Source organism: Pseudomonas sp. ADPe, from assembly GCF_014843515.1.
Lineage (GTDB): Bacteria > Pseudomonadota > Gammaproteobacteria > Pseudomonadales > Pseudomonadaceae > Pseudomonas > Pseudomonas citronellolis.
Genome location: NZ_CP062122.1, coordinates 388,672 through 401,842, shown reverse-complemented (window position 1 = coordinate 401,842; position 13,171 = coordinate 388,672). Strand labels below are relative to the sequence as shown.

Here is a 13,171-nt window from a genome sequence, read left to right as displayed (position 1 = left end):
AAGCCGCTATCCTGCCCGCCGGTTTTCGCAAGCCGTTCACGGCTTTCAGGAAGGGTTGATGGAATTCGGCGTCCTTGGTTTCGTTGTCGCAGGCTTGCTGGTCGGGTTCATCGTGGGCATGACCGGCGTCGGCGGCGGTTCGCTGATGACGCCCATCCTGCTCTGGTTCGGCATCAACCCGGCGGCCGCCGTGGGCACCGACTTGCTGTACGCGGCCATCACCAAGTCCGGCGGCGTGCTGGTGCACACCCGGCACAAGAACGTCGACTGGCGCATCACCGGCTGGCTGACCCTCGGCAGCGTGCCGGCGGCGGGCCTGACCCTGCTGTTCCTGCACAGCCTGGGCGCCGACACCCAGGCGCTGAACACGGTGATCAAGCACGCCCTGGGCGTGGTCCTGCTGCTCACCGCCCTGGCCATCCTGTTCAAGCAGAAGCTGCTGGCCTTCGCCCACAAGCACGCCGGCGACCATTACCACCTGGGCGGCGCCAGCCTCAACGGCCTCACCATTCTCACCGGCGTGGTGCTTGGCGCCATGGTCGCGCTGACCTCCATCGGCGCCGGCGCGCTGGGCACGGTGGCGCTGTTCGTGCTCTATCCCTTCCTCGCCACCCGCCGCCTGGTGGGCACCGAGATCGCCCACGCGGTGCCCCTGACCCTGGTGGCCGGCCTGGGCCATGCCAGCATGGGCAACATGGATTGGCAGTTGCTGGGGTACCTGCTGTGCGGTTCGCTGCCGGGGATCTACCTGGGCAGCCATCTGTCCGGGCGCATCTCGGACAACGTCCTGCGGCCGTGCCTGGCGGTGATGTTGTTCAGCATTGGCTACAAGCTGGTGTTCTGATCCGGTTCGGCGGTTCTCCCGGTTCGTGGGAGCGAGCTTGCTCGCGAATGGAGCTTCCCGGCGGTGTAGGCGCTCTTGACCCCTACGGCACTGCGCCGGCAGATGCTCCAGTCACTACCGCGCGAATGAAAAAAGCCGCGCAGGAGTGAGGCGCGGCTGGAAGCGGCGGGCGTCGGGAGGGGCCCGCCGTAAGCGTCGGCTTCAGTGGTGCCCGCAGAGGGCGTCGCGGCCACGTTCGCCGAGGATGTTGAACAGCAGGTTGAGCAGCACCGCCCAGATCGCGGTCATGGCGATGCCGCTGTGGGTGATCGGTTCCATCCAGGCGGGCAGGGCGGCGAAGAAGTCCGGGCGCACCACCGGGACCATGCCCATGCCGATGCTCACCGCCACCAGCAGCTGGTTGCGGCGGTCGACGATGTCCACCTCGTGGAGGATGCGGATGCCGCTGGCGGCGACCATGCCGAACATGGCGATGCCGGCGCCGCCGAGCACCGCCGGCGGGATCGAGGCGACCACGTAGGCGGCCTTGGGCATCAGGCTGAGGAGGATCAGGAAGCCGCCGGCGGCCACGGTGACGAAGCGGCTGCGCACCCCGGTCATCTGCACCAGGCCGATGTTCTGGGCGAACGACGAGTGGGTGAAGGTGTTCATGAAGCCGGCGAAGAACGACGCCGTGGCATCGCACAGCAGGCCGCGGCGCAGGCGCTTGGGGCAGATCTCGTCGCCGGTGATCTTGCCCAGGGCGAGGAACATGCCGGTGGACTCGACGAAGATGATCAGCACCACCAGGCACATCGACAGCACCGGCGCCAGGTGGAAGCTGGGCGCGCCGAAGTGCAGCGGGGTGACCACCTCGAAGGCCGGGCGGGCGCCGATGCCGGACAGGTCGACCATGCCCATGGCGCTGGCGACGATATAGCCCAGCAGCATGCCGATGAGCACCGAGACGTTGGTCCAGAAGCCCTTGAGGAAGCGGTTGACCAGCAGGATGGCGGCCAGCACCAGGCTGGACAGGAACAGATATTCCAGGGCGCCGAAGTTGGCCGCGCCCTTGCCGCCGCCGGCCCAGTTGATGGCCACCGGGAACAGGCACATGCCGATGGAGGTGATCACGGTGCCGGTCACCAGCGGCGGGAAGAAGCGCACGATGCGGCTCATGAAGGGCGCGACGAGCATGCCGAACAGGCCGGCGGCGATGGTCGCGCCGAAGATGCCGTTGATGCCCACGCCGGGCATCCCGGCCATGGCCACCATGCTGCCGACGGCGGCGAAGCTGGCGCCCATCATCACCGGCATGCGGATGCCGACCGGGCCGATGCCCAGCGACTGCACCACGGTGGCGATGCCGGCGACCAGCAGGTCGGCGTTGATCAGGAAGGCGATTTCCTCGCGGGACAGGCCGGCGGCCTGGCCGACGATCAGCGGGACGGCCACGGCGCCGCCGTACATCAGGAGCACGTGCTGGAATCCCACCAGCAGCAGTTGCAGCAACGGCAGACGCTGGTCGGCGGACGAGCCGGCCGCGTGGCGCTCAGTTACCTCGGACATGCAACACCTCGATTTTTATTGTTGTGTCACTGGTGGACGCCGATCAGGCTCGGCGGCCGGGTAGTACTGGCTCGCCACACCCCCGGGGCCGTGCGGGTGAAGCGGTGCGGGACTTTATAGCGTCGATGTGTATTCGCTTCAATATGTTTTTGTATACAACTCTCCGGTCGGCTTGTGAATGATGGGTTTCGGGTCGCTCTAGGCCGCGTGTTCCGTGGTCTTGGCGGGAGGTAGCCGTAGGTCGGGTGGGACTACATTTTTATTTCATGGGTTCGATGTTCCTGCAGGTGGGTTCAAAGCCTCGTAGGATGGGTTGAGCGAAGCGATACCCATCGCCACGGCAACATGGGTTTCGCAAGCTCAACCCATCCTACGAAGAGCGCCCCTGACGCAGTCGGTAAGACAGTTGCTCCTACAACTCGCCAGCTCGCCGTGAGCCCCGCGGGCATAAAAAAACCGCACCCGAAGGTGCGGTCTTTCTGGTTCCGGCGAACCGCGGTGGCTCAGTTGGTCTGGGCGCCCTTGGCGATCCAGTTGCCGAGCAGGTTGCGCTCGTCCTGGGTCATCTGGGTGATGTTGCCCAGCGGCATCACCTGCGAGGCCACGGCCAGGGCCTGGATCTTCGCGGCCTGGGCCTGGATCTGCTGCGGGGTGTCGAACATCACGCCGGCCGGGGCCGCGCTGAACAGCGGGCTGGTCGGCTTGGCCGAGTGGCAGGCCACGCAGCGCTCCTGGATCACGTGATGAACCTTGTCGAAATCCACGCCAGCGGGCGCCGAGGCTTGCGCCTGGGCCTGCGCGGCGGCGGGCTTGTCGGCCTCTTCCTTGGCGCGTTCGGCGGCGGTCTTGCCGCCGATGGCGGTTTCCGGCAGCGGCTGGTACTGCACCTGCGCGGCGTTGCCGGCGGGGGCGGCGCTCTGCAGCGTCGGGCCGGTGACGAAGGCCAGGGCGATCATGCCCACGGCGCCGGCGGGCAGGGCCCAGGCCATGCCGTTGCCGTTGTGGCGGGTGTTGAAGTAGTGCCGCACTATCACCGCCAGCGCCGCGATGCACGCCAGGATCAGCCAGTTGTAGTGGCTGCCGTAGGTGCTCGGGAAGTGGTTGCTGATCATGATGAACAGCACCGGCAGGGTGAAGTAGTTGTTGTGGCGCGAACGCAGCAGGCCCTTGGCCGGCAGCACCGGGTCGGGCTCGCGGCCTTCCTCGATGGCCTTAACCAGCGCGCGCTGGGCCGGCATGATCACCCGGAACACGTTGCCGACCATGATGGTGCCGATGATCGCGCCGACGTGCAGGTAGGCGCCGCGGCCGCTGAACACCTGGCTGAGCAGGTAGGCGGCGAGCACCAGCAGGGCGAACAGGATGGCGCCGAGCAGGGCGGGGGTCTTGCCCAGCGGCGAGTCGCACAGGCCGGAGTAGATGAACCAGCCGGCGATCAGCGAGCCGATGCCGATGGCGATGGCCGCGGCGGGCGCCAGGTCGCTGCCCGGGGCCACCAGGTACAGGCTGGGGTTCAGGTAGAAGACGATGGTCAGCAGGCACACGCCCGAGAGCCAGGTGGAGTAGGCCTCCCATTTGAACCAGTGGAGGTTGTCCGGCATCTTCGGCGGCGCCAGCTTGTATTTCTCCAGGTGGTAGATGCCGCCACCGTGGATCGCCCAGAGGTCACCCGAGAGCCCCTCGCGCGGGTTGACGCGGTTGAGGTTGTTTTCCAGCCAGACGAAGTAGAACGAGGCACCGATCCAGGCGATGCCGACGATCATGTGAATCCAGCGAACCAGCAGGTTCGCCCATTCGATGAGATGTGCTTCCACAGTCATTACCTCTTGCCCGGGCGCCGGCGTCGCGGCGGACGGGCCTCTCTTATTAGTTTAGTTGGGGGTCGAGGAGCAGTTGCTCGTCCTCGGTGAAGAAATGCTCGTCGCAGTTGTTGCCGGAACCGCTGCGATCGACCACCAGGAAGTCATCCCGCTTTTCGATCGTCAGCACCGGGTGGTGCCAGACGCCGCGGTGGTAATTGATGCCCTGCCTTCCGTTGGTCAGGAAGGCGCGGACAAGGCCCGGTACAGGTACGTCGCCAAGTGGCGCGACCACGACCAGAAAGGGGTTGCCGAGCAGCGGGACGAAGGCCTGGCTGCCCAGCGGATGACGCTCCAGCATGCGGATGCGCAAGGGCATCTCCAGTGCTTCGGCGCTGAAGATGCTGATGATCGCCTTATCCTCGGGCTGCGCGGTCTCGACCGTGGCGAGCTTGTGATAGCGGCGGGTGGAACCGTTGTTGATCATGAAGTGGGCGCTGCCCTCGGTCTCGATGACATCACCGAACGGGGCGAAGGCTTCCTTGGTCAACGGTTCGATCTTCAGGGTACGCATGGCTGGTCACTTGTATTTGTTGTACTGAACCCGGGCGGGGCCCGGGAACCGCTTTTTCCGTCACTCCCGCGAACGCGGGAGCCCAGTGTCTCTGGCCCCCCGCGCCAGCGGGGACGACGGCAGTGTTTCGCTTACTTGGCCACCTTGCCGAACAGGCGCAGACGGCTGACGCCACCGTCGGGGAAGATGTTCAGGCGCACGTGGGTGATCGGGCCCAGTTCTCTGATCTGTTCGATGAAGGTGTGCTCGTTGTGCATCTGCAGCTTCTGGCTGGGCAGCAGCTCGCGCCAGTACAGGCTCTGGGTGGCGATCTGGCTGTCGGTGCCGCCCTTCACGAAGGCCGCCTGGATGTTGCAGCTCTCCGGGTAGTTGCCCTTGAAGTGCAGGGTGTCGACGACGATCTTCTCGACGATGCCGGCGTGGCCCAGCGCGACAATCACCCAGTCGTTGCCCGGGGTGCGGCGGCGGCCGGTTTCCCAGCCGTCGCCCATGTTCACGCCGCGGCCGGGGTTGAGGATGTTGCTCATGCGGCCGAAGTGTTCGTCGGAGCAGGCGAGGGCGCGGCCGCCGTTCAGTGCCGCGGCCAGGTCGACCTGCTCGTCGGGGTTCTGCTTGGCCCAGTCGCGGAACGGGATGCCGTACACGCGCAGGCGCGCCACGCCGCCGTCCGGGTAGATGTTCAGGCGCAGGTGGGTGTAGGGGCGCTCGTCGCTGATCTCGTGGTAGTGGTGGCTGTTGCCTTGCAGTTCGACGGAGGACAGCACTTCGGTCCACTGGGTGTCGTCGTTCGGCTCGCCCTCGGCCACGAAGCAGCCGTCGAGGGAGGCCGACGGCGGGAAGTTGCCGGTGAAGAAGCTGGTGTCGATGTCCACGCCCTTGATCGAGCCCGGCACGCCCAGGCGGATCACCGCGTGGTCATAGCCTTCGAAGCGCTTGCGGCGGGATTCCCAGCCGTCCATCCACTTGCCGTTGTCGTCGAATACGCCTTCCTTCCACACCGCGGGGGTGGGCTGCAGCATGCGGCTGGCAGCGGCGAACCATTCGTCGGTGACGCTGATCACCTTGCTCCCCAGGCGCTCGTCGGCCAGGTTGACGAATTTCTCGAAGGGAGCGTTGTAGGTTCTCATCTTGTTCTCCTTGGTGACGTGAATTTCCGGTTGCGCGGCTCAGAGCTGCTGCAGGCGGAACATCGCGATCTTGTTGATCTCGGCCAGGGCGGTCTGGAATTCCTGCTCCGGCGTGTTGTGGATGCGCTCCTCGAAGGCCGCGAGGATCTGGTGGCGGTTGCTGCCCTTCACCGCCTTGATGAAGGGGAAGCCGAATTTCGCCTTGTACGCATCGTTGAGTTCGTTGAAGCGGGCGAATTCCTCGGCAGTGCATTCGTGGATGCCGGCGCCGGCCTGCTCGGAGGTGCTGGAGGCGGTCAGCTCGCCGCGCACCGCGGCCTTGCCGGCGAGGTCCGGGTGAGCATTGATCAGTGCCAGCTGGGCTTCATGGCTGGCCGACAGGAGGATGTCGGCCATGCGCTGCTGCAGGCTCTCGATGTCGTTGAGGCTTTCGTCCACGCCCAGGTCGTAGGCCTTCTCGGCCACCCAGGGGGAGTGCTCGTAGATGTCGGCGAAGGCGGCGACGAAGGCCGCGCGGTCGAGGCTGGCCGGGGTGAGGGTCTGGAAGCGGCTCATGCCTGGCTCTCCTTGAACGGGTGCTTTTCGTGCCAGTGGCGGGCGATGTCGACGCGGCGGGCGATCCACACCTTCTCGTGGCCTTTCACGTACTGGATGAAGCGCTCCAGCGCGGCCAGGCGCGCCGGGCGGCCGAGCAGGCGGCAGTGCATGCCGATGGAGAGCATCTTCGGCGCGCCCTCGGCGCCTTCGGCGTAGAGCACGTCGAAGGCGTCCTTGAGGTATTCGAAGAAGTCGTCGCCCTTGTTGAAGCCCTGCACCTGGGTGAAGCGCATGTCGTTGGTGTCCAGGGTGTAGGGGATCACCAGGTGCGGCTTCTCGGCGGTGCTCTGCGGGTCCCAGTAGGGCAGGTCGTCGTCGTAGGTGTCGGAGTCGTAGAGGAAGCCGCCTTCCTCGCGCACCAGGCGCCGGGTGTTCGGGCCGGTGCGGCCGGTGTACCAGCCCAGCGGGCGCTCGCCGGTCAGCTCGGTGAGGATGCGGATGGCTTCCAGCAGGTGCTCGCGCTCCTGGGCCTCGTCCATGTACTGGTAGTCGATCCAGCGGTAGCCGTGGCTACAGATCTCGTGGCCGGCGGCGACCATCGCCCTGATCACGTCCGGGTGGCGCTGGGCGGCCATGGCCACGGCGAAGATGGTCAGCGGCAGGTCGTATTTCCTGAACAGCTTGAGCAGGCGCCAGACGCCGGCGCGGCTGCCGTATTCGTAGAGGGATTCCATGCTCATGTTGCGCGCGCCCTGCAGCGGCTGGGCGGCGACCATCTCGGAGAGGAAGGCCTCGGATTCCTTGTCGCCATGGAGGATGCAGCGCTCGCCGCCTTCCTCGTAGTTGAGCACGAAGGACAGCGCGATGCGGGCGTCGCCCGGCCAGTGCGGGTGGGGAGGGTTGTCGGCGTAACCGATCAGGTCGCGTGGGTAGTCAGCGCTCACTGCAGTGTTCCTTCTTGTTGGGGGTGGCGCGGGCGGTAGGGCGTGCGTCACCGTGTTGCGAGACATTGTATACAAGTTGTGTGGCCGTATGTAAATACAATCCCGCGTGCCGATTTCGCCATCCGTCGTCATCCGCATCCGTCGGTAAAGCAAGCAAACTACCTGCCCGAACGGTCAGCCCGGCGGGCTGTGGCCTTCCTGGCTCCGGCTGCGGATCGAAATGCCGCGTGCTGGTGCGTGGGTGCCGTTTCGGGGCGCTGGAGCAAATTTTTTGTATACAATGTTTGGGCGATGGCGTATTTTCGTCCCATCCAACCCACCCGGCCGGCCGCCGCCTGCGGGGTGCAACCCACACCACACCGAGAAGGAGGACGGCGTCCGCCGGCCGCGCCGGGGATGCCCAGAGCCCATGGGACGTTTGACGACGCACGTACTGGATTCCGCCCACGGCTGCCCCGGCCATGGCATCAAGGTCGAGCTCTACCGCGTGGAAGGCCAGCAGCTGGAACTGGTCGCCACCCGCGTGACCAACGACGACGGCCGCTGCGACGAGCCGCTGCTGCAGGGCGAGGACTTCCGCGCCGGGGTCTACCAGCTGCAGTTCAACGCCGGCGACTACTACCGCGCCCGCGGCGTGCAACTGCCGCAGCCGGCCTTTCTCGACCAGGTGGTGCTGCGCTTCGGCATCGCCTCGGAAAGCGACCACTACCACGTGCCACTGCTGATCTCGCCGTACAGCTACTCGACCTACCGCGGCAGCTAGGCCGCCACCGACTTCCCACCCGACTCTTCGTGGAGTCCCATCGGCCCGCCTCTGGCGGGTCTTTTTTTGCCTGTGTGCTTTTGCGCCGAGGTGCTTTCGTAGGATGGGTATCGCTCCACTTCACCTCCACCGCGTTCCCATGTAGGAGCGCGCCCTGCGCGCGAAATCGCGGGCAGGGCCCGCTCCTACAGGTTGATGCCGAACCTCTCGTTCGCGCAGGACAGCTCCCTCTCCCTTCAGGGCGGGGCGCGCAGTCGAGGGTTGGGGAGAGGGGCGGAGTCAGCCCTGAACACGATTGCTGCCGGTAAACACCGTTCGCGAGCAAGCTCGCTCCTATGGACCTCAGCGGCTCAACAACGAAGCCCCGCCAGCGGTGGCGAAGAGCGCGGCGCTGCCGCGGTTGAACCAGGCCTGGCCCTTGCCCGAGCGCAGGAAGCGCGCCGCGCCGCGGGCGCTGAGGCCGTAGAACAGCTTGCAGGCGAAGTCGAGCACTGCCCAGGTGAGGATCATCACCAGCAGCTGCTGCCACAGCGGGTGGTCGGCCTTGAGGAACTGCGGCAGGAAGGCGGCGAAGAACAGGATGTCCTTCGGGTTGCTGGCGCCCAGGCCGAAGGCCTTCCAGTACAGGCTGCGGAAGCCCGGGTTGACCGGCATCTCCTCGGCGGCGCGCGGCTGGCCGGCGATGCGCGATTCCTGCCAGCTCTGCCAGGCCAGGTAGAACAGGTAGAGCGCGCCCAGCACCTTGAGCACGCTGAACAGCTTCTCCGAGGCCAGCAGCAGCGCGCCCAGGCCCAGGGCCGAGGCGCTGAGCAGGCAGATGGAGGCGCTGACCCCGCCGAGGAAGGCCGGCAGCGAACGGCGCAGGCCATAGTTGAGGCTGTTGCTGACCATCAGCAGCGACAACGGGCCGGGAATCAGGATCACGATCAGGGCGGCGCTGCTGTAGAGCAGCCAGGTTTCCAGGTTCATCGCGGGCTCTCGAATGCAAAGGCCCCGACGCAGGCATGCGTCGGGGCCGTGGCGGGGCAGCTCCAGATTACAGGAAGATGAATTTGGCTACAAATATTGCACAGAGTGCATACAGACTTACGGTCACGTCCTTGTGGCGGCCGGTGAAGACCTTCATCGCCACGTAGGTCACGAAGCCCATGGCGATGCCGTCCGCCACCGAGAAGGTCAGCGGCATCATGATCACGGTGACGATGGCCGGGATGGTCTCGGTGTGTTCCTGCCAGTCGATGTGCGCCAGGCCGCCCATCATCAGCATGGCCACGTAGATCAGCGCGCCGGCGGTGGCGTAGGCGGGGATCATGCCGGCCAGCGGGGCGAAGAACATGGCGGCGACGAACAGCGCGCCGACGGTCACCGCGGTCAGCCCGGTGCGGCCGCCGGCGGCCACGCCCGCGGCGCTTTCCACGTAGCTGGTCACCGGCGGCACGCCGAGCACGGCGCCGACCACGCTGGAGGTGCTGTCGGCCTTCATCGCCTTGGACAGGTTCTCGATGCGGCCGTCCTCGCGCACCAGATGGGCGCGCTGGGCCACGCCCATCAGGGTGCCGGCGGTGTCGAACATGTGCACGAAGAGGAAGGCCAGGATCACGCTGATCATGGTCACGTTGAAGGCGCCGGCGATGTCCATGGCCAGGAAGGTCGGCGCCAGGCTCGGCGGCATCGAGAACACTCCGCCGAACTGCACCAGGCCCAGGGCGATGCCGGCCGCGGTGACGGTGAGGATGCTGATGAGGATGCCGCCGAACACCCGGCGGTATTCCAGCACGGCGATCATCAGGAAGCAGATCGCCGCCAGCAGCGGGCTGGGCTTGGTCAGGTCGCCCAGGTGCACCAGGGTGGCGGGGCTGGCGACCACGATGCCGGCGGTCTTCAGGCCGATCAGCCCGAGGAACAGTCCGACCCCCGCGCCCATGGCGAAGCGCAGGCTCGGCGGGATGCTGTTGAGCAGCCATTCGCGGATGCGCGAGAAGGTCAGCACCATGAACAGCACGCCGGAGATGAACACCGCGCCCAGGGCGATCTCCCAGCTGTAGTTCATGGTCTTGACCACGGTGTAGGTGAAGAAGGCGTTGAGGCCCATGCCCGGCGCCAGGCCCACCGGCCAGTTGGCGTACAGGCCCATCAGGAAGCAACCCAGGGCGGCGGCCAGGCAGGTGGCGACGAAGGCCGCCCCGTGGTTGACCCCGGCGTCGGCCATGATGTTGGGGTTGACGAAGATGATGTAGGCCATGGTGATGAAGGTGGTCAGGCCGGCGGCCAGTTCGGTCTTCACCGTGGTGCCGTGCTGGCTGAGCTTGAACAGGCGTTCGAGCAGGCCGGTGGCGGGTGGGCTGGAGGCGACAGCGGTTTGTTGTTCTTGTTTGGTGCTTTCCACAGCGGGTACTCCTCAACGCTCTTGTTGTTGGTCCTTGCCGTCGGCTGGTTCACCTGCGTCCCTGGCTCGGCGGAAGGCTTGAGGGCGTGTTCTTGACTTGCGAGTCAGGAAGTCACGCCGGCGATTATGAGGTTGTATACAAAAAAATCAAATAATGTTTCGTACCTATCTCCCGCCTTCTTCCAAACAATTCATCGGAAGATTCGTTCAGGCATTGCGCGGAATTTGTACAGAGGGGACGGCTGAATGCCGCATGGCAGGGGGGATGCGCCGGGTGCGCGGTGCTGGGCATTTTGTGTACACTGGTGGCCATCATTTCGTCGCGCCCGCGTACCTGGTAGCGGATTGCCCAGGCCGCCGGTCCGCCCAACAAGGTTGAGGATCCATGACCGACCCGCTGCAACAGATCAAGAAGCCGGCGCGCAACGGCAAGAGCCGTACCGGCACGCAGGACGAGATCGTCTACGCGCACATCTTCGACGCCATCCTCGAACAGCGCCTGGCGCCGGGCACCAAGCTGAGCGAGGAGGCCCTGGGCGAAATCTTCGGCGTCAGCCGCACCATCATCCGCCGCGCCCTGTCGCGCCTGGCTCACGAGCAGGTGGTGCTGCTGCGCCCCAACCGCGGCGCGGTGGTGGCCAGCCCGAGCATCGACGAGGCCCGGCAGATCCTCTTCGCCCGGCGCACCGTCGAGCGCGCCATCACCGAGCTGGCGGTGGACAACGCCAGCGCCGAGGCCCTGGCCGAGCTGCGCGAGATGGTGGTGCAGGAACAGGCCAGCTTCGCCCGCGGCGACCGCGGCGCGGGCATCCGCCTGTCCGGCGAGTTCCATCTGAAGCTGGCGGAAATGGCCAGGAACGCCCCGCTGGTCAGCTTCCAGCGCAGCCTGGTGTCGCAGACCTCGCTGATCATCGCCCAGTACGAGGCGGGCGGCCGCTCGCACTGCTCGTTCGACGAGCACAACGAAATCCTCGACGCCATCGAGAAGGGCGAGAAGGAAAAGGCCGTGACCCTGATGATGCACCACATGGCGCACATCGACGACAAGCTGAACCTGGAAGGCGACAGCGCCTCGGGCGACCTGCATGCGGTGTTCTCGCATCTGCTTGGTGGCAAGAAGAAGGGCGGGCGTACTGCGGCGCGTTGAGGTTTAGGCTAATGAAAAGCCCCGCCTGAGTGCCGTAATGCTGTTCACTTAAGCGATAGGTGGTGGTTCAGCGAAGGTGCGCCAGCCTGGCTTCGCTCCCTCACCCCAGCCCTCTCCCAAAGGGAGAGGGGGCTGTTCGGAGCGTGCGGGGAGTTCGGAGTCATCCCGGAACGCCTACCTCCTCTCGTCATTCCCGAGAACGCGAACCCTGGGTTCGCGAGCAAGCTCGCTCCTACGAAAAGCCAAAGCGCATTGGCTCTGGCTTTTGGACTTCCAGAGAAATACCCGAGCGCACCGGAACGCCCCTTCAGAAGGCCGAGCGAAACCGGCGCTCAGGAGGTCATGCGACATGGATGTCGCGAGAGCCCCGATGGGCTACAGGGACGTACCCTCGGGGCGGGCCTCCGTGGCGGGGGAATTCGCGAGGGTAGCCCGGCTCCATCGGGCCCGTATGTCGGGGCAAGCCTTTTTGGTTCCTTTTGTGGCGATTGACAAAAGGGACTCGCCCGAGGGGGCGAAACAAGAAGGTCGGGCAGATTCGGTGCGGCGCAGAAACACCCAAGCCGAGGCAACTGGGTTATTCCCCTTCGGGCCAGCGCAAGCGCTGTTCGCGATGGAGCCGCGTCCCGCGTTCGCGGGAATGACGAAGGTGGGAGGGTGGCGCCTGACCGACACGTCGCTCAGAACAGCCCCCTCTCCCTTCAGGGCGGGGCGCGCAGCCGAGGGCTGGGGAGAGGGCGCTCTTACCCCCAACATCTGCGTCACCGGGAAGCACCCTTCGCGAGCAAGCTCGCTCTTACGAGGAGCTGCGCGCTACGCAGCATCAATCCCCGCGATACTCACACCCACTGGTGCAAGTCTCATGCACCCGCACCCGCGACAATTCCGGCAGCAGCGGCTTGACCTGCTGCCAGATCCAGCGCGAGAGGTTCTCGCTGGTGGGGTTTTCCAGGCCGGGGATGTCGTTCAGGTAGTTGTGGTCGAGCTGTTCGTAGATCGGTTTGAAGATCTGCTTGATCTCGGAGAAGTCGCGGATCCAGCCGGTATGCGGGTCGACCTCGCCCTCGATGTACAGCGCCACGCGGAAGGAGTGGCCGTGCAAGCGGCCGCACTTGTGGCCCTCCGGGACGTGGGGCAGGCGGTGGGCGGACTCGAAAGTGAATTCCTTGAACAGTTCCACGAAATTTCCTGTGATGCAGATGGTGCGCTGACCTCAGAGGATTTCGCGCAGCTGGTGTACTGATTGATGTACTGATTGGTCGTTGCTGGGGCTGATTCGCCGCATCCAGTCTTCGACATCAGACTGGCGCCAGGCGACCGAGTTGGGCCCTATTCTAACCTGTTTCGGGAACGAGCCTTCGCGAATCCGACGATACAGGGTGTTCTTACCCAGGCCGGTGGTGTGGAGTACTTCTTCGATGCGCATGAAGCGATCGATCTTCTCTGCTGCGCTCATGGCAATACCTCATCGCGCCGCTGGTGCGGCGATGGTGAAATGGTGA

At 65.6% G+C, this 13,171-nt stretch carries 13 protein-coding genes; 3 read left to right on the top strand and 10 right to left on the bottom strand.

Annotated features, from left to right (window positions below; translation table 11 throughout):
• Window positions 1-58 precede the first annotated feature (58 nt).
• Entirely contained in the window at window positions 59-844 is a 786-nt protein-coding gene (locus IG194_RS01745; RefSeq protein WP_009618662.1) for a sulfite exporter TauE/SafE family protein, read from the top strand.
• A gap of 201 nt (window positions 845-1,045) precedes the next feature.
• Here IG194_RS01745 and IG194_RS01740 read toward each other — a convergent pair whose 3' ends face one another.
• The 6 genes from IG194_RS01740 to puuE all read right to left on the bottom strand — a co-directional run bounded on the left by IG194_RS01740 (window position 1,046) and on the right by puuE (window position 7,373).
• Entirely contained in the window at window positions 1,046-2,392 is a 1,347-nt protein-coding gene (locus tag IG194_RS01740) for a nucleobase:cation symporter-2 family protein (RefSeq protein WP_058490238.1), read from the bottom strand.
• Between the two features lie 503 nt (window positions 2,393-2,895).
• Window positions 2,896-4,206 carry a urate hydroxylase PuuD gene (locus IG194_RS01735; RefSeq protein ID WP_043272257.1) on the bottom strand — a complete coding sequence of 437 codons (1,311 nt, stop codon included), beginning with the start codon at window positions 4,204-4,206 and terminating at the stop codon, window positions 2,896-2,898.
• Window positions 4,207-4,258: 52 nt separating this feature from the next.
• Complete coding sequence (locus IG194_RS01730; protein ID WP_009618668.1) at window positions 4,259-4,765, bottom strand: ureidoglycolate lyase; 507 nt, start codon at window positions 4,763-4,765, stop codon at window positions 4,259-4,261.
• A 131-nt stretch (window positions 4,766-4,896) separates the two neighbouring features.
• A complete protein-coding gene (alc, locus tag IG194_RS01725; protein ID WP_058490237.1) occupies window positions 4,897-5,892 on the bottom strand; it encodes an allantoicase in 996 nt (331 codons plus the stop codon).
• Between the two features lie 39 nt (window positions 5,893-5,931).
• Window positions 5,932-6,447, bottom strand: coding sequence for a 2-oxo-4-hydroxy-4-carboxy-5-ureidoimidazoline decarboxylase (uraD, locus tag IG194_RS01720; RefSeq protein ID WP_009618673.1), 516 nt, complete (start codon window positions 6,445-6,447; stop codon window positions 5,932-5,934).
• Entirely contained in the window at window positions 6,444-7,373 is a 930-nt protein-coding gene (gene puuE / locus IG194_RS01715) for an allantoinase PuuE (protein ID WP_043272146.1), read from the bottom strand. Before puuE ends, uraD begins: the two co-directional genes overlap by 4 nt.
• 409 nt (window positions 7,374-7,782) lie before the next feature.
• Between puuE and uraH the strand changes: the two genes are divergently transcribed.
• The gene (uraH, locus tag IG194_RS01710) at window positions 7,783-8,136 is read left to right on the top strand and encodes a hydroxyisourate hydrolase (protein WP_009618677.1); all 354 of its coding nucleotides are present in this window, start codon (window positions 7,783-7,785) and stop codon (window positions 8,134-8,136) included.
• Between the two features lie 342 nt (window positions 8,137-8,478).
• Here the strand turns inward: uraH and IG194_RS01705 are convergent, their stop codons facing one another.
• Together IG194_RS01705 and IG194_RS01700 are read right to left on the bottom strand one after the other, a co-directional pair.
• Window positions 8,479-9,105 carry a LysE family translocator gene (locus IG194_RS01705; protein WP_058490236.1) on the bottom strand — a complete coding sequence of 209 codons (627 nt, stop codon included), beginning with the start codon at window positions 9,103-9,105 and terminating at the stop codon, window positions 8,479-8,481.
• A gap of 67 nt (window positions 9,106-9,172) precedes the next feature.
• The gene (locus IG194_RS01700; RefSeq protein ID WP_058490235.1) at window positions 9,173-10,522 is read right to left on the bottom strand and encodes an NCS2 family permease; all 1,350 of its coding nucleotides are present in this window, start codon (window positions 10,520-10,522) and stop codon (window positions 9,173-9,175) included.
• 385 nt (window positions 10,523-10,907) lie between these two features.
• Between IG194_RS01700 and IG194_RS01695 the strand changes: the two genes are divergently transcribed.
• On the top strand, window positions 10,908-11,669 hold the full coding sequence (locus tag IG194_RS01695; RefSeq protein WP_043272143.1) for a GntR family transcriptional regulator: 762 nt from the start codon (window positions 10,908-10,910) through the stop codon (window positions 11,667-11,669).
• A gap of 823 nt (window positions 11,670-12,492) precedes the next feature.
• On the opposite strand, the gene queD is transcribed toward IG194_RS01695, so the two are convergent.
• Both queD and IG194_RS01685 read right to left on the bottom strand, forming a co-directional pair.
• Window positions 12,493-12,849 carry a 6-carboxytetrahydropterin synthase QueD gene (queD, locus tag IG194_RS01690; RefSeq protein ID WP_009618684.1) on the bottom strand — a complete coding sequence of 119 codons (357 nt, stop codon included), beginning with the start codon at window positions 12,847-12,849 and terminating at the stop codon, window positions 12,493-12,495.
• Window positions 12,850-12,882: 33 nt separating this feature from the next.
• Window positions 12,883-13,125, bottom strand: a complete 243-nt coding sequence (locus IG194_RS01685; protein ID WP_082033743.1) for a helix-turn-helix transcriptional regulator — start codon at window positions 13,123-13,125, stop codon at window positions 12,883-12,885.
• Between the last annotated feature and the right edge of the window lie 46 nt (window positions 13,126-13,171).

Coding starts and splice junctions, on each gene's coding strand:
- IG194_RS01745 (WP_009618662.1), top strand. CDS start 59: ATGGAATTCGGCGTCCTTGGTTTCGTTGTCGCAGGCTTGCTGGTCGGG.
- IG194_RS01730 (WP_009618668.1), bottom strand. CDS start 4,765: ATGCGTACCCTGAAGATCGAACCGTTGACCAAGGAAGCCTTCGCCCCG.
- IG194_RS01740 (WP_058490238.1), bottom strand. CDS start 2,392: ATGTCCGAGGTAACTGAGCGCCACGCGGCCGGCTCGTCCGCCGACCAG.
- IG194_RS01685 (WP_082033743.1), bottom strand. CDS start 13,125: ATGAGCGCAGCAGAGAAGATCGATCGCTTCATGCGCATCGAAGAAGTA.
- uraH (WP_009618677.1), top strand. CDS start 7,783: ATGGGACGTTTGACGACGCACGTACTGGATTCCGCCCACGGCTGCCCC.
- alc (WP_058490237.1), bottom strand. CDS start 5,892: ATGAGAACCTACAACGCTCCCTTCGAGAAATTCGTCAACCTGGCCGAC.
- uraD (WP_009618673.1), bottom strand. CDS start 6,447: ATGAGCCGCTTCCAGACCCTCACCCCGGCCAGCCTCGACCGCGCGGCC.
- IG194_RS01705 (WP_058490236.1), bottom strand. CDS start 9,105: ATGAACCTGGAAACCTGGCTGCTCTACAGCAGCGCCGCCCTGATCGTG.
- IG194_RS01695 (WP_043272143.1), top strand. CDS start 10,908: ATGACCGACCCGCTGCAACAGATCAAGAAGCCGGCGCGCAACGGCAAG.